The 23,610-nt window shown below is 69.1% G+C and carries 22 protein-coding genes; 14 read left to right on the top strand and 8 right to left on the bottom strand.

What is annotated here, in order from left to right; genetic code table 11:
- Positions 1-314: 314 nt before the first annotated feature.
- From EX88_RS0117490 to EX88_RS0117505, 4 genes are all read right to left on the bottom strand, one after another.
- Positions 315-1,112 carry a dienelactone hydrolase family protein gene (locus tag EX88_RS0117490; protein WP_031373282.1) on the bottom strand — a complete coding sequence of 266 codons (798 nt, stop codon included), beginning with the start codon at positions 1,110-1,112 and terminating at the stop codon, positions 315-317.
- Positions 1,113-1,217: 105 nt separating this feature from the next.
- On the bottom strand, positions 1,218-2,618 hold the full coding sequence (murD, locus tag EX88_RS0117495) for a UDP-N-acetylmuramoyl-L-alanine--D-glutamate ligase (RefSeq protein WP_031373283.1): 1,401 nt from the start codon (positions 2,616-2,618) through the stop codon (positions 1,218-1,220).
- Positions 2,599-3,960, bottom strand: coding sequence for a UDP-N-acetyl-alpha-D-muramoyl-L-alanyl-L-glutamate epimerase (murL, locus tag EX88_RS0117500; RefSeq protein ID WP_031373284.1), 1,362 nt, complete (start codon positions 3,958-3,960; stop codon positions 2,599-2,601). Before murL ends, murD begins: the two co-directional genes overlap by 20 nt.
- 127 nt (positions 3,961-4,087) lie before the next feature.
- Positions 4,088-6,688 (bottom strand): bifunctional aspartate kinase/diaminopimelate decarboxylase, encoded by a 2,601-nt coding sequence (locus EX88_RS0117505; protein ID WP_031373285.1) that lies wholly within the window; start codon positions 6,686-6,688, stop codon positions 4,088-4,090.
- Between the two features lie 278 nt (positions 6,689-6,966).
- On the opposite strand from EX88_RS0117505, the gene EX88_RS0117510 reads away from it, so the two are divergent.
- Positions 6,967-7,848: a PhzF family phenazine biosynthesis protein gene (locus tag EX88_RS0117510; RefSeq protein WP_031373286.1), complete on the top strand. Its 882-nt coding sequence runs from the start codon at positions 6,967-6,969 to the stop codon at positions 7,846-7,848.
- Between the two features lie 52 nt (positions 7,849-7,900).
- Here the strand turns inward: EX88_RS0117510 and EX88_RS0117515 are convergent, their stop codons facing one another.
- From EX88_RS0117515 to EX88_RS0117530, 4 genes are all read right to left on the bottom strand, one after another.
- Positions 7,901-8,794: a bile acid:sodium symporter family protein gene (locus EX88_RS0117515; RefSeq protein ID WP_031373287.1), complete on the bottom strand. Its 894-nt coding sequence runs from the start codon at positions 8,792-8,794 to the stop codon at positions 7,901-7,903.
- Positions 8,795-9,076: 282 nt separating this feature from the next.
- On the bottom strand, positions 9,077-9,763 hold the full coding sequence (locus EX88_RS0117520) for a glycine zipper 2TM domain-containing protein (RefSeq protein ID WP_031373288.1): 687 nt from the start codon (positions 9,761-9,763) through the stop codon (positions 9,077-9,079).
- Positions 9,764-9,865: 102 nt separating this feature from the next.
- Positions 9,866-10,615, bottom strand: coding sequence for an alpha/beta hydrolase (locus EX88_RS24725; RefSeq protein WP_081931161.1), 750 nt, complete (start codon positions 10,613-10,615; stop codon positions 9,866-9,868).
- A gap of 181 nt (positions 10,616-10,796) precedes the next feature.
- Positions 10,797-11,228: an OsmC family protein gene (locus EX88_RS0117530; RefSeq protein WP_031373290.1), complete on the bottom strand. Its 432-nt coding sequence runs from the start codon at positions 11,226-11,228 to the stop codon at positions 10,797-10,799.
- A 355-nt stretch (positions 11,229-11,583) separates the two neighbouring features.
- Between EX88_RS0117530 and fusA the strand changes: the two genes are divergently transcribed.
- From fusA to EX88_RS0117595, 13 genes are all read left to right on the top strand, one after another.
- Positions 11,584-13,641 carry an elongation factor G gene (gene fusA / locus EX88_RS0117535; protein ID WP_031373291.1) on the top strand — a complete coding sequence of 686 codons (2,058 nt, stop codon included), beginning with the start codon at positions 11,584-11,586 and terminating at the stop codon, positions 13,639-13,641.
- 50 nt (positions 13,642-13,691) lie between these two features.
- Positions 13,692-14,597: a tetratricopeptide repeat protein gene (locus EX88_RS23910; protein WP_036149314.1), complete on the top strand. Its 906-nt coding sequence runs from the start codon at positions 13,692-13,694 to the stop codon at positions 14,595-14,597.
- 100 nt (positions 14,598-14,697) lie between these two features.
- Positions 14,698-15,129, top strand: coding sequence for a DUF4087 domain-containing protein (locus EX88_RS23915; RefSeq protein WP_051885256.1), 432 nt, complete (start codon positions 14,698-14,700; stop codon positions 15,127-15,129).
- 16 nt (positions 15,130-15,145) lie between these two features.
- A complete protein-coding gene (locus EX88_RS24730; protein ID WP_051885257.1) occupies positions 15,146-16,408 on the top strand; it encodes a mechanosensitive ion channel family protein in 1,263 nt (420 codons plus the stop codon).
- Between the two features lie 93 nt (positions 16,409-16,501).
- A complete protein-coding gene (locus EX88_RS0117555; RefSeq protein WP_031373295.1) occupies positions 16,502-16,897 on the top strand; it encodes a thioredoxin in 396 nt (131 codons plus the stop codon).
- 305 nt (positions 16,898-17,202) lie between these two features.
- Positions 17,203-17,847 carry a LysE family translocator gene (locus EX88_RS26585; protein WP_031373296.1) on the top strand — a complete coding sequence of 215 codons (645 nt, stop codon included), beginning with the start codon at positions 17,203-17,205 and terminating at the stop codon, positions 17,845-17,847.
- Between the two features lie 147 nt (positions 17,848-17,994).
- On the top strand, positions 17,995-18,726 hold the full coding sequence (locus EX88_RS0117565; RefSeq protein WP_031373297.1) for a tellurite resistance TerB family protein: 732 nt from the start codon (positions 17,995-17,997) through the stop codon (positions 18,724-18,726).
- Between the two features lie 184 nt (positions 18,727-18,910).
- A complete protein-coding gene (locus tag EX88_RS0117570; RefSeq protein WP_031373298.1) occupies positions 18,911-19,441 on the top strand; it encodes a hypothetical protein in 531 nt (176 codons plus the stop codon).
- A 179-nt stretch (positions 19,442-19,620) separates the two neighbouring features.
- Entirely contained in the window at positions 19,621-20,346 is a 726-nt protein-coding gene (locus EX88_RS24735; protein ID WP_051885258.1) for a hypothetical protein, read from the top strand.
- Positions 20,343-21,095 carry a hypothetical protein gene (locus EX88_RS24740; RefSeq protein WP_051885259.1) on the top strand — a complete coding sequence of 251 codons (753 nt, stop codon included), beginning with the start codon at positions 20,343-20,345 and terminating at the stop codon, positions 21,093-21,095. The genes EX88_RS24735 and EX88_RS24740 overlap by 4 nt, the downstream gene beginning before the upstream one ends.
- Positions 21,096-21,115: 20 nt before the next feature.
- A complete protein-coding gene (locus EX88_RS0117585; RefSeq protein WP_031373301.1) occupies positions 21,116-21,580 on the top strand; it encodes a putative toxin-antitoxin system toxin component, PIN family in 465 nt (154 codons plus the stop codon).
- A 44-nt stretch (positions 21,581-21,624) separates the two neighbouring features.
- Positions 21,625-22,449, top strand: coding sequence for an AraC family transcriptional regulator (locus EX88_RS0117590; protein ID WP_031373302.1), 825 nt, complete (start codon positions 21,625-21,627; stop codon positions 22,447-22,449).
- Positions 22,450-22,513: 64 nt separating this feature from the next.
- Positions 22,514-23,488, top strand: a complete 975-nt coding sequence (locus EX88_RS0117595; protein ID WP_031373303.1) for a DMT family transporter — start codon at positions 22,514-22,516, stop codon at positions 23,486-23,488.
- Positions 23,489-23,610 lie beyond the last annotated feature (122 nt).

Genomic DNA, 23,610 nt, shown 5'->3' on the forward strand with positions numbered 1-23,610 from the left:
GGGCTTAGCAAAAGAAAGTAACCCGGCCGCGTTAGCGGGCGGAAGCTTTGCTCTTGATGTTGCTTCGCTGTCCTACGGCCGGAGACGCCGGCGCCACGACAGGACGCGGTCGCGACTTGTGACCGAAGGAAATCCAGTAGGACGCCGCTCCTACAAGGGGGCTACGGCTAGTAACGCCACGAGACCGTTGCAGCGCGGTCGCGACTTGTGACCGAAGGAAATCCAGTAGGACGTCGCTCCTACCCTTTAAAGGCGGAGCGGCGGCCGATTACGACAGCCGAAAAGGCGGCCATCGGGACACGAAACCGCCGACGTCACTTCGCGCCGAACCGCTCGGCGAAGAACGCCCGCATCGCCGCGAACGAGCGCTTGGCGGCGCGTTCGTCGTAACGGCAGTTGTCGCCCACCGGATTATCGGCATCCTCGATCTGCGAGAAGCAATGCACTGCGCCGCTGTAGTTGACGAACTGCCAATCGGCGCCGGCTTCGTTCATTTCCTTCTCGAAGGCGACGATGTCTTCTTGCGGCACCGATTTGTCGGCGGCGCCGTTGAGCACCAGCAGCGGGGTGTTGACCTTGACGCCGTTGCTCGGCAAATGCGATTTGAGGCCGCCGTGGAAGCTCACCACGCCGGCGAGGTTGGCACCCGTGCGCGCCAGTTCCAGCGCTGCCGAGCCGCCGAAGCAAAAACCCAGGGCGCCGATCTTCGAGGCGTCCAGCGGTGCGGTCTTGTCCTGCGCCTTGAGCGCCGCGACCGCTTCGCCGACGCGCTTGCGCAAGCTGGTGCCGCCGTCGGCATAGGCCTTGCCGACCGCAGCCTTGGCCTCGGTCTTGTCCTTGGGGCGCACGCTCTTGCCGTAAACGTCGGCGACCAGCACGACGTAATCGTCGCCGGCGATGTTCTTGGCCTGTTTGATGGCGTCGTCGGTGACGCCCATCCAGTTCGGCACCATCACCAGGCCCGGGCGTTTGATCTTGTTGACGTCGTCGTAGACCAGCACGCCGCTGTAGCTGTCGTCGCCGACTTTCCACTCCACGGGTTTGGTCTGCATCGCCGCGAACGCGGGCGAAGCGCACAGTACGAGAGACATCGCGGCGGCAAGACGGCGCATGATCGGACTCCGGGTGGCGTGGGAATGCGCGCACCTTAGCGCGTCCGCCGGCTGCGTGCGCGTGAATCCGGTCGCGCCCGCGGCGGCGGACGCGAAGCCGCAGGATCAGGCTATGCCGAGCCCGGCGATGGTGCTGATCGAGTCCGGGTCGAAGCCCGCCAGCTCGGCGAAATGACGGCCGCGCGCGACGTAATCGCGATAGGGGCCGTAGCTCGGCGCGCCCGGCGACAGCAGCACCACCCCGCCCTCGCCGCCGCCCCCGCGCAGCGCGGCCCGGGCTTGGGCCAAGGCCTCAGCGAGGTCCTTGGCCGCGGACAGGCGGAAGTCGGACTGCGCTGCGATCGAAGCCAGCAGTTCGTGGATGCGCGGGCCGTTCTCGCCCATGGTCACGATCGCGACCGGCGCTTGCCGGCGCATCGCATCGGCGAACACTTGCCAGTCGATGCCGCGGTCGTGGCCACCGAGCAGGATCGCGATGCGGCGCCCGGCGAAGCAGTCGAGCGCGGCGAGGCTGGCGTGCGGCGTGGTGCTGATCGAGTCGTTGACGTAGACCAGGCCCTCGCGTTCGCCGAGCTGCTGCAGGCGGTGCGGCAGCGGACGGAAGCTCGCCGCGTGCGCCGCCAGCGGCGCCGCGTCGACGCCGAGGGCTTCGATCGCGGTCAGCACCGCGCACAGGTTGCTGCGGTTGTGGCGGCCGGGCAGCGGCAGGGCCGAGGTGTCCAGCACCTCGCGCTCGCCGCGCCAGAGGACATCGCCGCGCAGGTGCCAGCCGTCTTCGCGGCCGAACCAGCGGACCTCGCTGTCGGGCAGGTCGAGACCGGCGAGCACTGCGTCGTTGGCGTTCAACACTGCGATCTTCGGCTTGCCCGCGGTCAGCAGGCGCAGTTTGTCTTCGACATAGCGCGCCTGCGAACCGTGCCAGTCGAGATGTTCGGGGTAGATATTGAGAGCGATCGCGACCTCGGGGCGGGCGCCGCCCGCGGCGACGTCGCCGGTCTGATAGCTCGACAGTTCGATCGCCCAGAATTCCGGCGGCTGCGGCGGGTCCAGCACTTCCAGCAAGGGCAGGCCGATGTTGCCGGCCAGCGCGGTGCGGTGGCCGCCGGCGCGCAGCAGGTGCGCGAGCAGCGAGGTGGTGGTGCTCTTGCCCTTGGTGCCTGTCACGCAGACGGTGCGCGCATCGGCATGCTCGCCGAACCACAGCGCGGTGCCGCCGATGAAACGGGTGCCCTGCTCGGCCGCGGCCAAGGCTTCGGCGCGGTACGGGCTGATGCCGGGCGACTTGATCACCCAGTCGAACGCACTCAAACGTTCGGCGGTGGCGGCTGTTTCGACCGCCAGGCCCGCGTCGTTCAAGCCGCGCGCGTCGGCGGCTTCATCGGCCGGACAAAACAGGGTCAGCGCCAGCTCGGGCAGGCGCGAACGGATCGCCTGATAGGCCGCTCGGCCTTCGCGGCCCCAGCCCCACAGCGCGACGCGCTGCCCGTCAAGCTGCGAAATAAGCACGCAGCCGCTCCCACAGGGCCGGCGGCAGACGCTGTTCGTCGTCCAGCACCAGCAGCGGTTCGATGCGCAGATCGTCGCCGCCGAGTTGCGGACGGATCTCGCGCGCGAAGCGTTCGACCAGGGTGTCTTCGCGCCATTCCGGACGCTCGGCCAGCGCCGCCATCGCCGCGCGCGATTCGCGGCCTTCGCCGACGCACTCGAACGGCTTGTGATTGCGGTATTCCAGCAGCGCGTCGAAGCCGTCGGTCTGGGCCGCGTCGTCGAGCAGATTGCGGCCGAAGATGCCGACCAGGCGCGGCTTGGGCATGAACGGCGCCAGCGCCAGGAACACGAAATGGCATTTCGGGCAGACCCCGCACCAGCGGCTGGCCGGACGCTCGCCGAGGATGTGGAAGTTGCGGTTGCAGCTGCTGAAGTGGGTGTCGTAACGATCGGTGCGGGCGAACTGGCGCGCCACCGCGAGCTCGCTGAGCGGGCGCAGCAACGAGTAGTAATGCAGATCGGCGGCGACCTGGTTCTGCACGTAGTCGCCGAACGCCTGCTCGCAGGCCCAGCCCTTCGACCACTGGTGGTTCACCTCGCCGGTGCCTTCGATCAGGCTGCCGTAGCTGGCCGAGCGCTCGTTGGAGAACACCACCTGGTCGACGCCGTGCAGCAGCGCCGCCAGCACCATGATCGCCGAGTTCACCACCGTCACCGGGATGTGGCCGTTGTAGGCGCCCTGGCGGTTGAGCTCGAACAACTGCGGTGCGAGCGCGCGGCCGAGGTTGAGGGTCGGCAGGTCGGTACGCTGGGCGCAGGCGGCGATCAGCTGCGAGCCGCCGATCCAGGTCACGGTCTGCTCGACTCCGAGCGTGCGCAGCGCCTCGATGCTGACCAGCGAATCCTTGCCGCCGCCGATCGCGACCAGGGCGTGCGGCTTCAACCCAAGCGGACCCGCCTTGGCGTCGGCCGGCGCGGCGTCGACCGGGAAACGGATCTTGCCGTGCAGGTTCAGCCCGTTGCGATAAGCGAACTCGCCCAGCCCGTTGACGTAGATCAGCTCCAGCAGCGCCGCGGTCCCGGCATCGATCGCATAGGAATCGATGCGGATGGTCTCGGGCACCGCCGCCTTGTAATAGCTGACGCCGGCGATCAGGTGCAGCAGGCGCAAGGCGCGCTCGACCGCGACCTGACGCGCACCGGCCAGGGCGAACGGCGCGCCCGGCACGGTGATGGTCTCGATCAATTCCGGACCGTCGTCGAAGGCATAGACGAGTTCGGCGACGCCGGTGGCGGCATCGAGCTGGCAACGCACGAAGCGGAACACGTCGGCTTTGAAGGAACTCTGGGTCGGGATCATGCGGCGGCTCCGGCGGGCGCGGTTGCAGCGATAAACCGGAAAACACGCCGGGCCTGCGACGGCGCCGGGAGATATCCGAACAGGGGTTTGAGTGTGGACGCGCGAAGGCGCAGCGAGGAGGAGACGATCACTCGATCACCTCCTCGAGCGGCAGCGCGCGCAGGTTGTAGGTATTGGCCATGGCCATGCCGTAGGCGCCGGCATCGGCGACCAAGATCGTGTCGCCCTCGGCGGTCGCCGCCGGCAGCAGGCGCGCGCGGCCGAGCACGTCGCTGCTTTCGCAGACCGGGCCGACCACGTCGAAGGTCGCGCTCTGCGCATCTTCGAAACGGCTGAGGTTGTGGATGCCGTGGTAGGCCTCGTACATGGCCGGACGCATCAGCGCGTTCATGCCGGCATCGCAGCCGACGCGCAGCACGCCGTCCTTCTCGATCACCTGGGTCACGCCGAGCAGCAGCACGCCGCATTCGGCGACCAGGTAACGGCCCGGCTCGATGATCAGGCCGTAACGCGGATACGCGGCCTTGATCTCTTCCAGGCCGGCGCGCCATTGCGCCAGGTCGAACTGCGGCGCTTCCGGGGTGTAGGCGATCGGCAGGCCGCCGCCGATGTCGATGGTCTCGATGGTGCCGACGCTGTCGGCCAGGCCGGCGAGGCTGGCGTAGACGCCGCGCCAGTGCTGCGGGTCGTCGATGCCGCTGCCCAGGTGCGCATGCAGGCCGCTGATGCGCACACCGAGCTTGCGCGCTTCTTCGACGAAAGCGTCGAAGCGCGACAACGGCAGGCCGAACTTGGCGGCGACGCCGCCGGTGCGCACCTTCTCGTGGTGGCCTTCGCCGTGGCCGAGGTCCAGGCGCAGCCACAAGGTGCGGCCGCGGAACACCTCAGGCCACCGCTTCAACGCTTCGATGTTGTCGAGGGTGACGATCACCCCGCGCTGCAGCGCCGCTTCGTACTCCTGGCGCGGGGCGAAGCTCGGGGTGAACAGCACCCGCTCGGGCGCCATGTGCGGCACCGCGGCGAACACGCGTTCGATCTCGGCCAGCGACACGCATTCCAGGCCGAAGCCTTCGCCGACGATGGCCTTGAGGATCGCCGGATGCGAGTTGGCTTTCATCGCATAGAAACAGCGGTCGACCGCTTCGGTGCCGATCAGCGAGCGGGCGCGCTCGCGCACCGTCGCCAGGTCGTAAACGTAGCGCGGCGTGCCGGCCTCGGCCATGGCCAGCAGGCGCTCGCGCTTGCCCTGCCACCAGGCCGGCGCGCGCTGCGGCTTGCCGTGCGCAATCTCGCGCCAGCTCGGCCCGAACACGCTGTCGTCGCGCACCGGCATGGCGCCGCTGCGGATCAGTTCATGGTGCAGATGCGGCAGCAGACCGTCGGCATCGGCCTCGTCGATGACGAAGGTCAGGTTGAGGTCGTTCGACGACTGCGAGATCAAATGCACGCGTTCGCGCCCGAACGCCGCCCAGATGTCGGACAAACGGTGCAGCAGCGAGCGCATACCGCGCCCGACCAGGGTGATCGCCGCGCACGGCGCGATCACCTTGACCCGGCAGACCTCGGCCAGGTCGGCCGACAGCGCTTCCAGGACGTTGCTGTTGACCAGGTTCTCGCTCGGGTCGAGCGAGACGGTGACGTTGGTTTCCGACGAGCCGATCAAGTCGATCGACAGGCCATGACGCTTGAAGCGCTCGAACACGTCGGCCAGGAAGCCGACCTGTTGCCACATGCCGATGCTTTCCATCGACACCAGCACGATGCCGTTGCGGCGGCTGATCGCCTTGACCCCGGGCACGGTGACCGCGCTGGCGTCGATGCGCGTGCCCGGCAGGTCGAAACGTTCGGTGTCGAGGATCGCCATCGGCACGCCGGCGTCGCGGCACGGCGCGATCGAACGCGGGTGCAGCACCTTGGCGCCGGTGGTGGCGATTTCCTGCGCTTCGGCGTAGTCCAGGCGCGCGAGCAGACGCGCATCGGGCACTTCGCGCGGATTGGCGCTGAACATGCCCGGCACGTCGGTCCAGATCTCGACCCGCTGCGCTTTCAACAAGGCGCCGAAGTACGCCGCCGAAGTATCCGAGCCGCCGCGGCCGAGGATGGCGGTACCGCCGTCGCCGTGACGGGCGATGAAGCCCTGGGTGATCAGCATCGCGGTCGGCTGCGCGTCGAAGCGCTCGCCGAAACCGGTATCGCCCAGGTGGCGGCAATTCACCGACAGCCGTTGCGCCCAGTCGCTGGCGTTCGGCAGCGACACCGCATCGAGCCAGTCGCGCGCATCGCACCAGCCGAAGTCGTGGCCCTGCGAACGCAGATAAGCGTCGCCGATGGTCGAGGACAGCAACTCGCCCTGCCCCAACACCTCGGCCTGCCAATCCAGCGCACGGCTCGCCGCGCGCGGATCGGTTTCCAATGCAATCAATTTCGCCAGGCACTCGCCGAGCACCGCGTCGGGATCGAGGTCGAGCTCGCCGCAGAACGCGCGATGCCGCTCGACCAGGGTCGCAAACCGCGCGGCGAAGCCCTCGTCCTGGCCGGCCGGCGCGTAGGCGATCGCCTGCAATTCGTTGGTCACGCCCGACAGCGCCGAGACCACGACGAGGACGCGGCGGCCCTCTTCGCGCATACGTTTCGAGGCCAAGCGCCCGATCGTGTCCCAACGGTTGCGGCGGGATACCGAAGTACCACCGAACTTGAGCACTACCCAGCCTGTCGCTTGCGCCACCACGTATTCCTCGGTTGTCGTTCCATTGTCGTAAGGCCCGGCACATTGCCGGGGCAGCTAAACCCATCCGCAACCGACCTGTCCGGCCGACGCGGGATTCCACACTTGCGGGCTCGTCGCGCCTAGAATCACGCGCTCGCCCGGGAGCCCGGGCACGAAGCGACGATTCTAGTCGAAACCTGCCGGCTCACGAGCGTGCTCCCGACGCCGCACTCCGGGCCCTGCCGCCCTCACCGCCTGTGTACCGCCACCTGCACGGACTCTTCGGAACCCCAACCGAAATGACGCAACGCCGCTATCTGCAATTGGACGTGTTCGCCGACCGCCCCGGCGCCGGCAATCCGCTGGCCGTGGTCCTCGACGCCGAGGGCTTGGACGACGCCGCCATGCAGGCCATCGCCCGCTGGACGCGCCTGCCCGAAACCACCTTCGTGTTCCCGCCGACCCAGCCCGGCGCCAGCTACCGCATCCGCATGTTCAGCCCGCGCCGCGAGGTGCCGTTCGCCGGCCACCCGAGCGTCGGCACCGCCTGCGTCGTGCTCGAGGCCGGCCTGGCCGAGCCGGTCGACGGCCATCTGGTCCAGGAAGGCGTGGTCGGCCTGTTGCCGCTGTCGGTCGACGGCGAAGGCGACGCCCGCACCATCGCCGTGCGCACGCCGCGCGCGCGGGTGCTGGAAACCGCTGCGGCCGGCGACCCGCGCCTGGCCGAGACCCTGCGCGAGCTGCCGCTCGGCGCGCTGCCGCCGGCCTTGGTGGACGGCGGCCGGCGCTGGTGGCTGGCCGAACTGCGCGACGAGAGCGCCCTGCGCGCGGCGACCCCGGACTGGGCCGCGATCGGCCGCCTGGCCGAAAGCACCGAAAGCATGGGCCTGTGCGCGTTCGCGCGCGCCGACGCCGGCCGGGACTACGACCTGGTCGTGCGCGCCTTCGTCGGTGCGCCGGCGCAGTTCGAGGACGCCGCCTCGGGCGCGGCCAACGCCACCCTCGCCGCCTGGCTCAATCACAACGGCGCCCTGCCCGGCCGCGACGGCCGTTACACCGTCAGCCAGGGCCGCGAAGTCGGCTTCGATGCGCGCCTGCAATTGCGTGTCGACGGCGACGGCGAAGTCTGGTCGGGCGGCCGGGTCAGCAACGTGGTACGCGGCCAGATCGACTGGCGCTGAGCGCGGCACGCGTGCCGGGCTTCGGCCGTGGCCGCCAGCCCGGCAGCCACGCTCAAGCCGCGCCGGCGGCCCCGGCTTTTTCGCGGCGCGCCACCGCACGGCGGCCCAGCGCGACCGCGATGAAAGCCGGCAGGTACATCAGCAAGCCGTAGATCGCCGCCGGTACGGCGATCTGCGGCGATTGCAGCAGGGTCAGCGCGATCACGATCGCCAGGGTGCTGTTCTGCACCCCGACTTCCATGCCGACCGTGATCGCATCGCGCAAGGCCAGGCCGGTCAGCCGCGCCAACAGGAAACCGCCGCCGATCGCCGCCGAACACATCGCCAGCGCGGCCGGGCCGAGTTCCGGCAAGGTGCGCAGCAACAGTTCGCTCTGGGTCACGCTGATGGCGACGATCAACAGCAGCAACAGCAGCAAGGCGAAGCGGCTGACCCAGGGTTCGACGCGCAGGGCGAAACCGCTCGCGTAGCGGCGCAAGGCCATGCCGAGCAACACTGGCACCAACACCAAGGCCGCCAGGTGCATCACGGTCTGGCCGACCGGCAGGCGGATCTCGCGGGTCTCGCCGCCGAACCACTGCAGAGCCAGGTTCACCAACAGCGGCACGCTGAGGAAGGTCACCAGCGCGCTGATCACGGTCAGCGTGACCGCCAGCGCGACATTGCCGCGGGCCAGATAGGTCAACGCGTTGGAGCTGCTGCCGCTCGGGCAGGCGGCGACGAGCACGAAGCCGACCGCGAATTCGAGCGAATGCGGGAACAGCCAGGCGACGGCGAAGCCCAACAAAGGCAGCAACAGGTAATGGCCGACCAGGCCGACCGCGACCGGGCGCGGATTGCGCCCGATGCGCTGGAAATCTTCGCCGCGCAGGGTCAGGCCGATGCCGCACATGATGATGGCGATCGCGATCGGCAGACCGATCTTGAGCAACACGCTGTCCTGCATGGCGATCTCCTTGAGTTTTCGCGCGCGTCTGTCGTTGCGGCCGTCGTCGGTGCGGCATCGACCGACCGCGGCTCATCCGACGATGAGCAATGGCGGTTGCTGCCGACTGTCGCACATTCGATGCACTGCGGTCGCGATACCGCGTCGCGAGTTCCGCCGCGGGCTTGCGGATCGCAGGCGTACGCAATCGGCGCCGCACAAACGAAAACGCCGGAACCTTTCGGTCCCGGCGTTCCAGTCGCGGTCGCGGCACACCGTTCCTTCCGCCGCGCCGAAGCCGACTCAGTCGGGACGCACGTCCACGCGCACGCGGATGCGGTCGCCGGGGTTGTGGTTGGTGCGGGTGCGATAGGTCTTGCCGGCGTATTCGTAGGTCACGTCGTAGGCGCTGACCGAACGCTCGCCGCCCGAGTAGTAGTTGCCGCCGCCGGCCGGCACCGGGTCGCAAACCCGCACCGTGCCCGTGCGCGGCTCCTGGCTGCGCTTGCTCTGCTCGTAGATGCTGCGGCCGGCCATGCCGCCGACCATCGAACCCAGCGCCGAGGTCGCGTAGCGCGCACTGCCGCCGCCGACCTTGCTGCCGAGCACCGCGCCGACGATGCCGCCGACCACGGTCGCGGCGGTACGGCCGCCTTCGGTGCCGACCGCGCGGCGCTGGTTACCGTACTGGTCGTAGTAACTATCGTCGCGGCGCGGCTCGTACTCGTTGCCGTAGTACGAGTCGCCCTGGACGTAGGTCGGGCGCTCGTAGCAGCGCTGGCCCTGGTTGACCGGCTGCGAGCTGTAGTGGTCGAACACCGGATCGACGCGGATCACCCGCGCGTAGTCGACCTGACTGCTGTTGTAGTCGCCGACCTGCTGCGATGAGCCATAGGACGAGCCGTACGGCTGGCCATACGACTGGGCCGACGCGACGCCGGTGGTGGCGGCCAGACCCAGGCCCAGGGCGGTGACTAGCAAGCGGTTCATCATGAGCTCCAGGCGCCGACATGGCGCGGGATGGATCGTCGGGCCGCAGCGGTCAACCCGGGCTGAATGCAGCCGGGGGCGTGGCGGTACGGCCTGTGTCGTTTACCTCGCCGACAGCCAGTCGGCCGCCTGCGCGGCCAGCCGGGCGGCGTCGCGCCCCAACAAAGGGCCGACGTGGCTCGGCGACGGCCACGGTAACAAAGTCGCGCCGATCGCCGCTGCGAACTGCGCCGACAATTCCGGCGCGACGTCGTCGTCGCGCTGCGAGGCGATGCACAGCACCGGCACCTCCACGGCGGGCATCTCGACGGCCGGCATCTCTACAGCCGGCATCTCAACGGCTCGCACTTCGACACCGGCATGCGCCTCGCGCAGCACCGCGCCGGACTCGTCGCGCCAGCGCCGGAACGCGTACAGCACGGCGGCTTCGTCGGCATCGTCCATGGCGCGCCGGGTCGAGGCCAGACGCGCATCGCGCCGCCAAGGCACCACTTCGGGCCAGTCGCGCGCCGGCAATCGCGCCGCCCACGGCGCCGGAGGCACGGGGTTGATCAGCACCACCGCGTCGGCCAAGTCCGCGCACAACCAGGCCAGCAGGCCGCCGAGGCTGGCGCCGATCACCGCGCGCGGCCGCGGCAAGGCCTCCAGTTCGGCACGGACCTGGCGCCGGTAGTGGTCGAGCGTGGTCGCGGCCAGGCCCTCGGGCGCCGGCCGCAGATCCGGCGCGACCGTGCCCAGGCCACGCGAGCGCAGCACGTCCTGCCACAGGTTCCACTCCCAGCCGCCGGCCCCGGCGCCATGGATCAGCAAGGCATGGCGGATACAGGCGCGCGGCGTCATGGGATCGGGCATCGGGTTCGATCAAGACCGACTACCCCTCGTCCGCGGCGCGGGAGAAGGGTCGGTGCAAAGACAGGTTACTGGCGGCCTCGCCGAAACGGCGCGACGCCGGACTCGGCGCCGGCGGGCGAGGCAGGCCCAGCGCCGCTCCCGCTCGATGCGGGAACGGCCGCCCGGCCCAGACCAGCTTGGCTCAGACCAACTTGGCTTCCAGGCTCATCGGCACCGCGCTCAGGGCCTTCGATACCGGGCAGTTGGCCTTGGCGTCCTCGGCGATGGCCTGGAACTTGGCGGCGTCGATGCCGGGCACTTCGGCAGTGAGCTTGAGGCGGATCTGCGACAGGGTCGGCCCGCCTTCCATCGACAGGTCGACTTCGGCGCGGGTGTCGAGCCTGGCCGGCGGATGCCCGGCTTCGGTCAACTTGGCCGACAGCGCCATGGTGAAGCAGCCGGCGTGGGCGGCGGCGATCAGCTCTTCGGGGTTGGTGCCCTTCTCGTCGCCGAAGCGGCTGTTGAAAGCGTAGCGGGTGCCGTCGAGCAATCCGCTCTGCGGCGTGCTCAGGCGGCCCTGGCCGCTTTTCAGATCGCCTTCCCAGTGAGCGGTGGCGTGGCGCGAGATACCCATGGTGCCGTTCTCCAACGATGAGGGGCGGCCAGGGTAACCGGGGGGAGCTAGGAAACAGTGAAGACGAACGAGTAGTGAGTAACGAGGCGGAGGCTTCGCTCCACTCGTTACTCGCTGCTCGTTACTCGCTCCTGGCTTGCCGCTCCTCGCATGCGGCGCCGCAGCACGCGCAAACGCCAAGCCACGCACGCTTCGCCGCGTCGGGCTTGACCCACCCTCGCGCCTGCGGGAGTCTGTGGTTCCGGCCCCCGCCGGCAGTAACCCGCCATGACCGCCCGCCGAGCGCCACGCTCGGGCGCGCAGCGCGGACAGCCATGACGGCCTTCCCACCCTAGCCTCAGGGAGAAGTCCGCTCATGTCCTACAGCACAACATCCATTCGCAACGTGGCCTTGGCAGGCCACCCCGGCGCCGGCAAAACCACGCTCTTCGAAGCCCTGCTGCAGGCCGGCGGCGCAGTCCAGACGGCAGGCAGCATCGAACGCGGCACCACGGTTTCGGATTTCGACCCCATCGAGAAACAACGCGGCCACTCGCTCGACGCCGCCATCGCCAGCACCGATCACGCCGGCATCCACGTCAACCTGATCGACACCCCCGGCTATCCGGATTTCCGCGGCCCGACTCTGTCGGCGCTGGCCGCGGTCGAGACCGTCGTGGTGGTGGTCGATGCCGACAGCGGCGTCGAATACGGCACCCGCCGGATGATGGAGCACGCCAAAGCGCGCCGGCTCTGCCGCGTGCTGGTGGTCAACAAGATCGACCACGAGGGCGCCGACCCGGCCGGCGTGCTGGAAGCGATCCGCGAAAGCTTCGGCCCCGAATGCCTGCCGCTCAACCTGCCCGCCGACGGCGGCAAGGCGGTCGTCGATTGTTTCGCCACACCCGGCAACGACGGCGGCGGCAGCGACCTCGGCGCGGTCGCCGACTGGCACCAGAAGATCATCGACCAGGTGGTCGAGGTCAACGAAACGGTGATGGAGCACTACCTCGACCTCGGCGAAGGCGGCCTGTCGGGCGACGAGTTGCACGACGCCTTCGAGCAATGCCTGCGCGAAGGGCATCTGGTGCCGGTGCTGTTCTGCTCGGCGCGCAGCGGCGTCGGCATCAAGGAACTGCTCGACGTCGCCGAACGCCTGTTCCCGCACCCCGGCGAAGCCAATCCGCCGCCGTTCGTCAAAGGCGTCGGCGAAGACGCCCAGCCCATCGTCGCCGCGCCCGACCCGGACGCGCACGTGATCGCCGACGTGTTCAAGATCGTCAACGACCCCTTCGTCGGTAAGCTCGGCGTGTTCCGCGTCTACCAGGGCACGGTGCGCAAGGACACCCAGTTGTTCGTCGACGACGGCAAGAAACCGTTCAAGGTCGGCCACCTGTTCAAGCTCAAGGGCAAGGAGCACGTCGAAGTCGACCAGGCGATCCCCGGCGACATCGCCGGCGTCGCCAAGGTCGACGACCTGCATTTCGATGCGGTCCTGCACGACAGCCACGACGAAGACCAGATCCACCTGGCGCCGCTGAATTTCCCGCGGCCGATGTTCGGCCTCGCGGTGGAGGCGGCGAGCAAGGGCCAGGAGCAGAAACTCGCCACCGCCCTGCACAAGCTGTCCGAGGAAGACCCCTGCTTCCAGGTCGAGCACGAGGCCGAGACCAACGAGACCGTGATCCGCGGCCTGTCCGACCTGCACCTGCGCATCAACATCGACCGGCTCAAGGACAAGTACGGGGTCGAGGTGACGGCGCGGCCGCCGCGCATCGCCTATCGCGAAACCGTCAGCGGCAAGGCCGAGGGCCACCACCGCCACAAGAAACAGACCGGCGGCGCCGGCCAGTTCGGCGAGGTGTTCCTGCGCGTGGAGCCGCTGCCGCGCGGCGGCGGCTTCGAGTTCGTCGACGAGGTCAAGGGCGGCACCATCCCCGGCCAGTTCCTGCCGGCGGTCGAGAAAGGCGTGCGCCAGGTGCTGCACGACGGCGCGTTGGCCGGCTACCCGATCCAGGACGTGCGGGTGATCGTCTACGACGGCAAGTACCACACCGTCGACAGCAAGGAAGTGGCCTTCGTCGCCGCCGGCAAGAAAGCCTTCCTCGATGCGATCACCAAGGCCCGTCCGCAGGTGCTGGAACCGATCGTCGACCTGGAGGTCAACGCACCCGAGCAGCACATGGGCGACATCAGCGGCGGCCTGGCCAGCAAACGCGCGCGCATCAACGGCACCGACAGCGTTCGCGGCGGCGAGATCGTCGTGCGCGCGCAGGTGCCCTTGTCGGAACTGGAAGGCTACGCCGCCGAGCTCAAGTCGGTGACCGCCGGACGCGGCCGCTACTCGCTCGACTTCAGCCATTACGAGCCGGTGCCCGGCAGCGTCCAGCAAAAACTCATGGAGGCCTACAAACCTAAGCACGAAGAGGACTGAGCGGGGTCCGGGCTGCTAACGTTCGCGGTCCATCGTCCCGAACCGCGAACATGCCCAAACACCGCAGCGACCGCGAGCGCTCCGAGATCCTCAACCGCAACGCGCAACGGCTCGTCCATCGCGGCGGCGAGCGCGAGCTCCACTGGTACCGACGCGCGGCCCAGGCCGATCCGACCTGGGCCGCACCGTGGTTCAACCTCGGCCTGGTGCACAAGTACCGCGGCGAGTGGGCCGAATCCCTGCAGGCCAATCGCGCCGCGCTGGAACGCCAGGGCGACCATGCCGGCGCTTGCTGGAACCTGGGCATCGCCGCGACCGCCTTGAGCGATTGGAGCAGCGCCCGCGAGGCCTGGCGCAAGTACGGCGTGGGCCTGCCCGAGGGCGAGGGCCCGATCGAAGCCGGACTGGGCGCGATGGTGCTGCGGATCGATCTGGACGACAGCGGCGAGGCGGTCTGGGCCGAACGCATCGACCCGGCGCGCGCGCGCATCCTCAACGTGCCGTTGCCGGGCAGCGGCCATCGCTACGGCGACATCGTCCTGCACGACGGCGCCGTGCAGGGCACTCGCAAGGTCGAAGGGCGCGAATACCCGGTGTTCAACGCCCTCGGGCTGTGGCAGGCCTCGGCTTACGCCACTTACGAGGCGTTGATCGAAACCCCGGCGCCGGAAACCTTGGCGGCGCTGGTCGAGCGGGTGCGCGAGGGCCAGGGCGAAAGCAAGGGCCAGGTCGAGGACTGGACCCACAGCGTGCGGTATCTGTGCAAGGCCTGTGCCGAGAGCGACCACGACCACGGCGACAGCGCCGAGCCCATCCCGCACACCCACTTCCAGCTCGGCATCGCCGCGACCGACGAAGCCTGGCTGCGCGGCGTGCTCGACGACTGGCTGGGCGCGCATCCGCAGGCGCGCCTGCTCGAATTCAGCCGCGCCTTTCCCGCCGACGTCACGCCCTGAGGCCGGACAATCGCAGCGGGCGCAGTCCCGTCCGCACCGCTGCGGCGGCGCTCACAAGCGCCGCGCCGCCTCGTTACCATCGGAATCAAGGAGCGCCACGATGCCCACGACCTCGCCATCCGATCGCCGCAGCACGCCGGGCCCTGCCGCGGCGTTGGCCTGTCTGCTCGTCGCCCTCGCCTTGCTGCCCGCGCTCGCCGCGGCCGCCGGGACCAAGGCGTCGTCGCGCACGGCCCTGCAGAACCGCTGCGGCTGGTTCATCAACCCGACCCCGGCCAATGCCTGGCTCGACGATCGCGATGGCAGTTGGACGGTGGCGCTGCAAGGCGGCCACCAGGCCGACGGCGACTGGCCCGAGTTCGCCGACAAGGATTGGGTCGTCACCAACGGCAGCAGCTACGGCCATGGTTGCGCCTGCATGAAGGTCAAGGTGGACCGCAAGACCATGACGGTGCTGCGGATCGCCTCGGCGCAGAGCAAGCCGCTCGCGCAGTGCCGCCGCGACCCGAAGCTCAAGGAACCCAAGGACTGAGCCGCGCACCCCGCCCATGACCGCAGCCCCGACCACCCCCGCTCCGCCGTCGCTGGAAACCGATCCGGAGCTGACCAAGATCGTCTCCGATGCGTTGACGGTCGTCTCCAATCCCACCGACCTGCTCGCGACCCTGTTCGTGGTCGTGGGCAGCGTGCTCGCGTCGGCGCTGATCGTCCGCCGTATCCGGCCGCGGCTCAAACATCGCTTCGCCTGGCTGACCCTGCTCGACTACCTCGCCACGCCGGTGCTGTCGCTGACCTTGCTGTCGCTGTTCGGCCTGTTCGGCGACCTGTTCGACAACCCGCTGATCGATCTCGGCGGCACCTTGATCGCGCTGTTGTGCCTCATTCGCCTGCTCGGCGCGATCGTCGAACTGCTGTTCCGCCCGACCGCGACCCTGCGCTTCATGCTGCGCGTGGTCACGGTGCTGCTGTGGATTTATGTGGTGCTGCAGATCTTCGGCACGCGCAACCCGTTGATCGGCCAGTTCTTCTCGACGCAATGGAGCGTCCTCGGCTTCAGCCTGACCACCCGCCACATCCTCGACGGCCTCACCGCCGGCGTGGTGATCGTGATCGTCGCGCTGTGGGGCGACAAGGCCATCGGCAACCTGCTGCGGCGCAACCGCACCCTGCAGCCGAATTTCGTCCTCGCCCTGTCGCGCATCTTCAGCGTGCTGATGTGGATCGCCGCAGTGGCGCTGATCTTCTCGATCAGCGGCATCAACCTCACCGCCCTGGCCGCGTTCAGCGGCGCGCTCGGCATCGGCCTCGGGCTCGGCCTGCAACGGCTCGCGGCCAGTTACATCAGCGGCCTGATCGTGCTGTTCGAGCAGTCGGTGCGGGTCGGCGACAACATCGCCACCAACAACATCATCGGCCGCGTCACCCGCATGACCGTGCGCTACACCATGATCCGCACCCGCGACGGCGTCGAGGCGATCGTGCCCAACGACAGCCTGACCAGCAACGTGATCGTCAACCAGTCCTGGTCCGACCGCAATCTGCGCCTGGTCTGCGGCGTGCTGGTGAGAGGCGACACCGACACCCATGCCGCACGCGCGCTGTTCCTGGAGGCGATGAAGGCGCAGGACCGCGTGTTGCAGCAACCGCCGCCGCATATGTACGTCACCGGCGTCAACGACAAGGGCATCCAGCTCGACGGCCACTTCTGGATCAACGACCCCGAGAACGGCCAGCACAACGTCGTCTCCGACATCTACGACGCGGTGCTGCAGTCGTTCCGCAAGAACGGCATCGCGCTGGTGGCGCAATGAGGCTTAAGCCGGCATTTCGGGTCGGCCGACTCCGTTCGCCGCCGCGATAAGCGTCGCAGTTGGCGGACGGCCCGGCAGGAGTAGGATGCGGGCATGAACGACGGTTCCCACCCGCGCTTCTTCTGGCAGTTCCCGATGCGGCCGATCCGCGAGAAGGGTTTGGCCGAGGCGCTGCCCGACGACGGCCACCTGCGCATCCTGTTCCTGTGGGGCAAGGACTGCCCGAACTGCGATATCGCCAAGGGCCAGATCCTGCTGACGCCGGAACGCTTCGTCTGGCCCGACGTCGAATGGCTGCACGACAACGTCTACGAAGACCCGGGCATGGGCACGCATTTCGGCCTGCACGGCATTCCGGCGTTCTTGGTGTTCCGCGGCGCCAAGAAGCTCGGCCGGATCAGCCAATGGCCCGGCACCGATGCCTTCGTCGCCGCGATAGAAAAACTGCGCGTGGCGCCGGCGCCGGCTGCCCCGCCGCAAGCGCTTTAAGAGTAGGAGCGGCGCAAGCCGCGATAAACCGAAGAAGCCGAATACCACGTAGCTCCCGAAGCCGACAGCCCTCCGGATCGCTTTTGGGGGCATCCGATCTTCGGCCACCACGCTCGCGTACGCCGCTGCGGTTGATCGCGGCTTGCGCCGCTCCTACCCCAGGCCAACCTCGGCCGGGCGCGTCGCCATCTCTCACACCGCCCGCGCAACACAGCTTCCCGCCCGGCAACGACCGGCCAGACTTGGCGCGTGCGCCGCCGCGGAGCAGACTGCGGTTCTTCCCGCCGCGACCGCAGGCCGTCGCCATGTTCGACTTCGCCACGCTCGCCGCCTACCTCGCCGCCGCTGCGGTGCTGGTCCTGATTCCCGGACCGGGCACGGCCTGGATCATCGCCCAGAGCGCCGCCGGTGGAACCTCGCGCGGCGTGCAGGCGGCGTTCGGGCTCGAAACCGCCACCCTGATCCATGCGCTCGCCGCCGGCCTCGGCCTGTCGGCGTTGCTCGCGACCTCGGCGCTGGCCTTCGAGGCGATCAAATATGCCGGCGCCGCCTACTTGATCTGGCTCGGCATCAAGGCCTGGCGCAGCCCCTCGCCCGTTCCCGCCGCGACCGACGACGCATCGCAGGCAGCGGCAACCTCGGCGCGCCACGTCTATCTGCGCTCGGTGATGACCGGCGTGCTCAATCCGAAGGTCGCGCTGTTTTTCCTCGCCTTCCTGCCGCAGTTCGTCCATCCCGAGCGCGGCATGGTCTGGCTGCAGTTCCTGGTGCTCGGCGCCTTGCTGTCGCTGATCGGCCTGTCGCACAGCGTGTTGCTGAGCGTCGCCTTCGGCCATTTCGGCCGCCGCATCGGCCGGCGCTTCTCCGGCGGCGGGCGCTGGAAAGAACGCCTGACCGGCAGCGTATTCATCGCCCTGGGCCTGCGCCTGGCGGTGCAGCAGCGCAGCTGAGGCGCAGCGCCCGCACGCCCGGGCGCTTCGGCGAGGATCCAACCGCGGATGTACGGCGCCGCCGGCGCAGGCCGTGCTTCGTCTTGAAGCGGCGGTCCCGCGCCCACAGGTCGGAGATTCACGACCTCGATTGCAGGAGCGCCGCGCATGAAGACACAGGGTTTTCTCGACCAATTGCTGAAGACCGCACAAAGCAGCCTCGGCGGGGCGGGCGGACTCGAAGGCCTGCTCGGCGGCGGCAAACCGCCGGTGCCCTATCAGGACAAGTACGCACGAGATAAGCAAACGGAAGAGAAACGCGGCCTGCTCAATGCCGACTTCGGCAAGGGCGCGCTCGCCGGCGGCGCACTCGGCCTGCTGCTCGGCCACCGCAAGCTGCGCAAGAGCGCGGGCAAGATCGCCTTGTACGGCGGCGTCGCCGCGGTCGGCGTGCTGGCCTACAAGGCCTATGGCGAATACAAGCGGCAGCAGGATGCCGGCGCCGCGGAGCCGCAGACCGTCGACCGCCTGCCGCCGCCGCAGGCCGAGCAACACAGCCAGGCCATCCTGCAGGCGCTGGTCGCCGCATCCAAGGCCGACGGCCATATCGATGCGCGCGAACGCGAGGCCATCGAAGGCGAATTCACCCGCATCGACGGCGACCCGGAACTGCGCCGCTGGCTGCACGACGAACTGGAAAAACCGCTCGACCCGGCCGAAGTGGCGCGCGCCGCGACCACTCCGGAAATCGCCGCGGAGATGTACCTGGCCAGCCTGCTCGCCGCCGATGAACAGAGCTATATGGAACGCGCCTATCTCGACGAACTGGCGCGCCAGCTCAAGATCGACGACGCGCTCAAGAGCCGGCTCGAACAGCAGTTGCGCGACGCCCAAGCCTAAGCACCCCGAGCGCTCCCGGCCGCTGCGCAGAGCGGAACTCGGTCACAAGCGGGCGCGGCGACGACGCGTCCGCACCGCCGGTGCTGCCGCCGGTCGGCGCAGCGCCCTCTTCGTCGATGGCAGCCGTTAGGATCGCTGCGCCGCCCTACTGCGCGGCGCTTCCCTATCGACCGGACCGTCGCCGATGCGTTTGCTGATTCCCGCCTTGTTAGCGCTGACCTTCGTCGGCTGCTCCTGCCAACGCCAGGCCGAGACCGATACGCCCGTTGTCGATGCGGCGACGGCGCCGGTCGCCGACGATGCCGCCGCGCGCGCCCGCGCCGATGCCGCCAAACGCGCCGACGCACTGAGCCAGCAGCGCCTGGATGCGATGAACGAAGCGGTCAACAAGCTGCATCTGTACCTGCAGCAACTCAGCAGCGGCAAACGCGAAGCGGCCGACAAGCATTGGGCCTATCAACGCATGCCGCGCGGCAACGAAGAAGCCGACCTGCGTTCGATCAAGCAATTCACCTCGATGCGGATCGAGAACGACACGCCGAAACCACTCGACCAGGAAGCGGTGCCGGAATCGCTGGAAATCCCGGTGGAGCTGCGGGTCGACGTCGCCGACGGCGAGTCGCGGCGCTACACCGGCTGGTATCGCATGCGACGCAGCCCGGTCGACCGCAGTTGGGAACTGACCGCCACGTCGCTGTCGGTGAAACTGCAGTAAGCCCAGCGCGCCACGCTGGCGCACTCGACGCCCACCCCGGTCAGCGCGCGTCCAGCGAGCTGAGCCTGCGCTGTGCCCGACTTCCGGCATCTCGCCGCAATCGAGGAGGGGCTTATACACTGGGCCATCGACGCGCCCTCGAACGACGGCGCGCGGTCTATGTCTCTACGGACCCCGTCATGCGCCCGAATCGTTTCCTCGCCGTCCCGGCCCTCGCCCTCGCGCTTTCCGCCCTGCTCGCCGCCTGCGGCGGCAAGGACCGCCCCGCGGACGGCACCGCCGCCGGTGCCGATCCCCAGTCGCTGCCGGCGCCTGCCGGCGCAGGCGCTGCCGGCGTCACCGGCATGCCCTCGGCGCCCGGGCCCGGCCAGGTCGGCGCGCCGGTCGAAGGCAGCACGGCCAGCCCCTTGTTCGACGAGAACGGCAACCCGATTCCCGGCAGCGACGCCGGCACGCCCGCGACCGGCATCGACGGCACCTTGCCGCCGCCCGAGCCCGGCACCGAGACCGGCGCCCCGCCGCTCGCTGTCGAACCCACCCCGGAAGACGCCGTCGCCGTAGTGCGCGATTACTACGCCGCGATCAATGGCGGCAATTTCGCCCGCGCTCACGCACTGTGGTCGGACGGCGGCAATGCCAGCGGACAGAACGCCCAGCAGTTCGCCAACGGTTTCGCCGAGACCGCCGGCGTGTCGGTGGAAGTGCTGGCACCGGGCCGGGTCGATGCCGGCGCCGGCCAGCGCTATGTCGAAGTGCCGATCGCGATCACCGCCACTCAACGCGACGGCAGCCAGCGCAAATACGTCGGCGCCTACACCCTGCGCCGCAGCGTCGTCGACGGCGCCAACGACGAACAACGCGCCTGGCGGATCGGCAGCGCCGACATCCGCGAGGTCAAGCAATGAACCCGCGCGCGGTGGCGAGCCGGACCTTCGTCGCGATCGCCAGCGTCGCCTTGCTCGGCGCTTGCGAACGCACGCCGCCCGCGCCTGCCGCCGAGCCGGTCGCGCACGTGTCGCAGCCCGCAGCGACGCCGCAGACGAACGCGCCCGCGGCCGAAAAAGGCCAGGACACAGCGCCGCCGGCCGAGCTCGACTACGTCCTGCCCGGCGCTCTCGCCCCCGACACCGGGCCGGTCCAGTTGCGCGCCTTGTTCGGCGCGGACCAGGTGGAGATCTCCGATCATCTGCCGGGCGCGGAAGGCGAGGAGTTCCGCGGGGTGATCCTCTACCCCAAGGATTCGGCGCTGCGCGCCTATCTGTATTTCCAGGACTCACAACAACTGCGCGGCCTGTCCAACGTGGTCGTGCGCGAGCCCGACTCGCGTTGGTGTCTCGACAACGGCGTGCGCATGGGCATGCGTCTGGCCGAGCTGGTCCGCCTCAACGGCAAGCCGATCCGGTTCAGCGGCCTGGACTGGGACTACGGCGGCGCGATCACCGACTGGAACGGCGGCCGTCTCGCCGCCAAGGACGGCGACCCGGTGATCCGGCATGCGCGCCTGGACCGCAATGCGCAAGCGTCCACCGCGGAGGATGCCTACCCGTCCGGCGACAACGAATTCTCCAGCGACGACAAACGCTATCCGCAACAGGGCGAACTGCTGTCGGTCGGCGAGCTGCGGGTGTCGTTCCCGGGCGAGGACGATCTTTGAATCGCGCTTCGCAGGGCGGCATGAACACCAGCGTCCCGCGCATCGTCCTCGACAGCAACGTCTGCCTGGACATGTTCGCCTTCAAGGACCCGCTGACCGCCTCGTTGCTCGCGGCGCTGCGCGAGGGCCGCATCGAGGCCGTCACCGATACGGCCTGCCGCGAAGAATGGCAGCGCGTGCTGACCTATCCCAAGCTCGCCCTGGACGACACTGCACGCGCCGATTGCCTGCGCGACTACGACGAGCTGCTGCGTCTGCACCAACATGACGGCGTTCCGGCGCGCCCCCTGCCCCGCTGCGCCGATCCCGACGACCAGAAGTTCCTCGAACTCGCCCTGGCCGCCGACGCGCGCTGGCTGCTCAGCCGCGATCACGCCCTGCTGGTGCTCGGCCGCCGCACCGCGCGCGACGGCTTGTTCGAAGTGTTGACGCCGCGCGCCTGGGCCGCGTTGCAGACCCTGCGCGAGACCGCGCCCGAGGCCTGAACAGCGCCACGGATCGTGCGCGGAGGCCGTGCGATACTCGGCCCATGCAAGGCGTCCCCGCCCAGTTCGTCCACGCCCACGATGCCGCCGAATTCCGGCAGCCTTCGCATCGCGCCGGCGTCGAGCTGTACCGCGCGCACATCGTCCGCCACGCCTTCGAGCCGCACACCCACGAGGCCTTCGGCCTGGGCGCGATCGAATCGGGCGTCGAGCGTTTCCGTTATCGCGGCAGCGACCACCTCGCGCCGCCGGATTCGTTGGTGCTGATGAATCCCGACGTGCTGCACACCGGCCGCGCCGAGACCGAAGGCGGCTGGCGTTATCGCATGGTCTATGTCGACCCCGACGTGGTCGAAGACATCACCGGCGAGGCCGGCTGGTGGTTCGAGGACGCCGTGCGCCACGACCCCGAACGCGCCCGTCGCATCACCGCGCGCCTGGATGCCTTGTGGAGCGCACGCGAACCGCTCGCCTTCGACAGCCAGTTGTTCGCCTTGCTGATGGAGTTCCGCGATCACGCCCGCATGCCGCGGCATCTGCGCGAAGAAGCGGTTTCGCGCTTCGGCCCGGTCGTCGACTACCTGCGCGCGCATCTGGCCGAACGCGTCACCCTGGAAGAACTGGCCGCGGTCGCCGGCCTCAGCCCCTTCCACTTCCTGCGCCGTTTTCGCGCCCAGTACCACGTCACCCCGCAGCAGATGCTGATGGCGCTGCGCCTGTACGAGGCCAAGCGCCTGCTCGCCGGCGGCGCTGCGCTCGCAAGCATCGCCGCGGACACCGGGCTGACCGACCAGGCCCATCTGACCCGGGCGTTCTCGCGCCGCTACGGCATCACCCCGGCGCGTTACCAGAAACAAATCCGCCGCTGAGCGCGGCCGCGCCGAAAGCAATCTGGTACAAGACCGCGCCGCCGGGTTCGCCCAAGCTGGACGCATGTGGCTAGGAACCCTCTATGCGCTCGCGGCCGGCCTGATCTGGGGCCTGGTCTTCGTCGGCCCGCTGTTGCTGCCGGAATACCCGGCGGCGCTGCAGTCGGTCGGGCGCTATCTCGCTTTCGGCCTCATCGCCTTGCCGCTGGCCTGGCTCGACCGCGCCGCCTTGCGCCAGCTGACCCGCGCCGACTGGATCGAAGCGCTGAAGCTGTCGGCGATCGGCAACCTGCTCTATTACCTGTTCCTCGCCAGCGCCATCCAGCACGCCGGCGGCCCCTTGCCGACCATGATCATCGGCACCTTGCCGGTGGTGATCGCGGTCTGCGCGAACCTGCGCAACGCCCGCCGCGACGGCCGCCTGCCATGGCTGCGCCTGCTGCCTTCACTGGCGCTGATCGCGGCCGGCATCGCCTGCGTCAACCAAGTCGAATTGCAGGCCTTGCGCGCGGACGCCAACGCCGACGTGCGCCGCTACGCCATCGGCGCCGTGCTCGCCATCGGCGCGGTCGCGTGCTGGACCTGGTATCCGCTGCGCAACGCCGACTGGCTGCGCGACCACCCCAGCCGCAGCCCGCGCACCTGGGCGACCGCGCAGGGCTTGGCGGTGCTGCCGCTGGCCTTGCTCGGCTACATAACGCTGTGGACCTTCATGAGCGCGACCGGCCACGAGTTCGCCATGCCGTTCGGCCCGCGCCCGGGTTTCTTCATCGGCCTGATGGTGGCGATCGGCCTGTTCGCCTCCTGGGTCGGCACCTTGTGCTGGAACGAAGCCAGCCAGCGCCTGCCGACCGCCCTGGCCGGCCAGTTGATCGTATTCGAGACCATCGCCGCCCTGAGTTACGCCTTCATCCTGCGCGGCCGGATGCCGGAACCCTTGACCTTGATCGGCATCGCCCTGCTGATCGCGGGGGTGATCTGGGCATTACGGGTGAAGCCGGTGCCTTTGGCGAATGCGGAGAGTTGTTCGGCGCATTAAGGGTGATCGCACCGTTGCCGTTGCCGTTGCCGAGATTTTGATCTGCTTTGCTGCTTTGCCGGTCAGGTGGAGACCCGGAGGGCGCCGCACAGGACGTGCGGCGTTTTCCGATAAGACAGGGA

Origin of the sequence: Lysobacter antibioticus, from assembly GCF_000731095.1 — a bacterium.
GTDB lineage: Bacteria > Pseudomonadota > Gammaproteobacteria > Xanthomonadales > Xanthomonadaceae > Lysobacter > Lysobacter antibioticus_B.

Coding starts and splice junctions, on each gene's coding strand:
- EX88_RS0117490 (WP_031373282.1), bottom strand. CDS start 1,112: ATGCGCCGTCTTGCCGCCGCGATGTCTCTCGTACTGTGCGCTTCGCCC.
- murL (WP_031373284.1), bottom strand. CDS start 3,960: ATGATCCCGACCCAGAGTTCCTTCAAAGCCGACGTGTTCCGCTTCGTG.
- EX88_RS0117510 (WP_031373286.1), top strand. CDS start 6,967: ATGACGCAACGCCGCTATCTGCAATTGGACGTGTTCGCCGACCGCCCC.
- EX88_RS0117515 (WP_031373287.1), bottom strand. CDS start 8,794: ATGCAGGACAGCGTGTTGCTCAAGATCGGTCTGCCGATCGCGATCGCC.
- EX88_RS0117520 (WP_031373288.1), bottom strand. CDS start 9,763: ATGAACCGCTTGCTAGTCACCGCCCTGGGCCTGGGTCTGGCCGCCACC.
- EX88_RS24725 (WP_081931161.1), bottom strand. CDS start 10,615: ATGCCCGATCCCATGACGCCGCGCGCCTGTATCCGCCATGCCTTGCTG.
- EX88_RS0117530 (WP_031373290.1), bottom strand. CDS start 11,228: ATGGGTATCTCGCGCCACGCCACCGCTCACTGGGAAGGCGATCTGAAA.
- fusA (WP_031373291.1), top strand. CDS start 11,584: ATGTCCTACAGCACAACATCCATTCGCAACGTGGCCTTGGCAGGCCAC.
- EX88_RS23910 (WP_036149314.1), top strand. CDS start 13,692: ATGCCCAAACACCGCAGCGACCGCGAGCGCTCCGAGATCCTCAACCGC.
- EX88_RS23915 (WP_051885256.1), top strand. CDS start 14,698: ATGCCCACGACCTCGCCATCCGATCGCCGCAGCACGCCGGGCCCTGCC.
- EX88_RS24730 (WP_051885257.1), top strand. CDS start 15,146: ATGACCGCAGCCCCGACCACCCCCGCTCCGCCGTCGCTGGAAACCGAT.
- EX88_RS0117555 (WP_031373295.1), top strand. CDS start 16,502: ATGAACGACGGTTCCCACCCGCGCTTCTTCTGGCAGTTCCCGATGCGG.
- EX88_RS26585 (WP_031373296.1), top strand. CDS start 17,203: ATGTTCGACTTCGCCACGCTCGCCGCCTACCTCGCCGCCGCTGCGGTG.
- EX88_RS0117565 (WP_031373297.1), top strand. CDS start 17,995: ATGAAGACACAGGGTTTTCTCGACCAATTGCTGAAGACCGCACAAAGC.
- EX88_RS0117570 (WP_031373298.1), top strand. CDS start 18,911: ATGCGTTTGCTGATTCCCGCCTTGTTAGCGCTGACCTTCGTCGGCTGC.
- EX88_RS24735 (WP_051885258.1), top strand. CDS start 19,621: ATGCGCCCGAATCGTTTCCTCGCCGTCCCGGCCCTCGCCCTCGCGCTT.
- EX88_RS24740 (WP_051885259.1), top strand. CDS start 20,343: ATGAACCCGCGCGCGGTGGCGAGCCGGACCTTCGTCGCGATCGCCAGC.
- EX88_RS0117585 (WP_031373301.1), top strand. CDS start 21,116: ATGAACACCAGCGTCCCGCGCATCGTCCTCGACAGCAACGTCTGCCTG.
- EX88_RS0117590 (WP_031373302.1), top strand. CDS start 21,625: ATGCAAGGCGTCCCCGCCCAGTTCGTCCACGCCCACGATGCCGCCGAA.
- EX88_RS0117595 (WP_031373303.1), top strand. CDS start 22,514: ATGTGGCTAGGAACCCTCTATGCGCTCGCGGCCGGCCTGATCTGGGGC.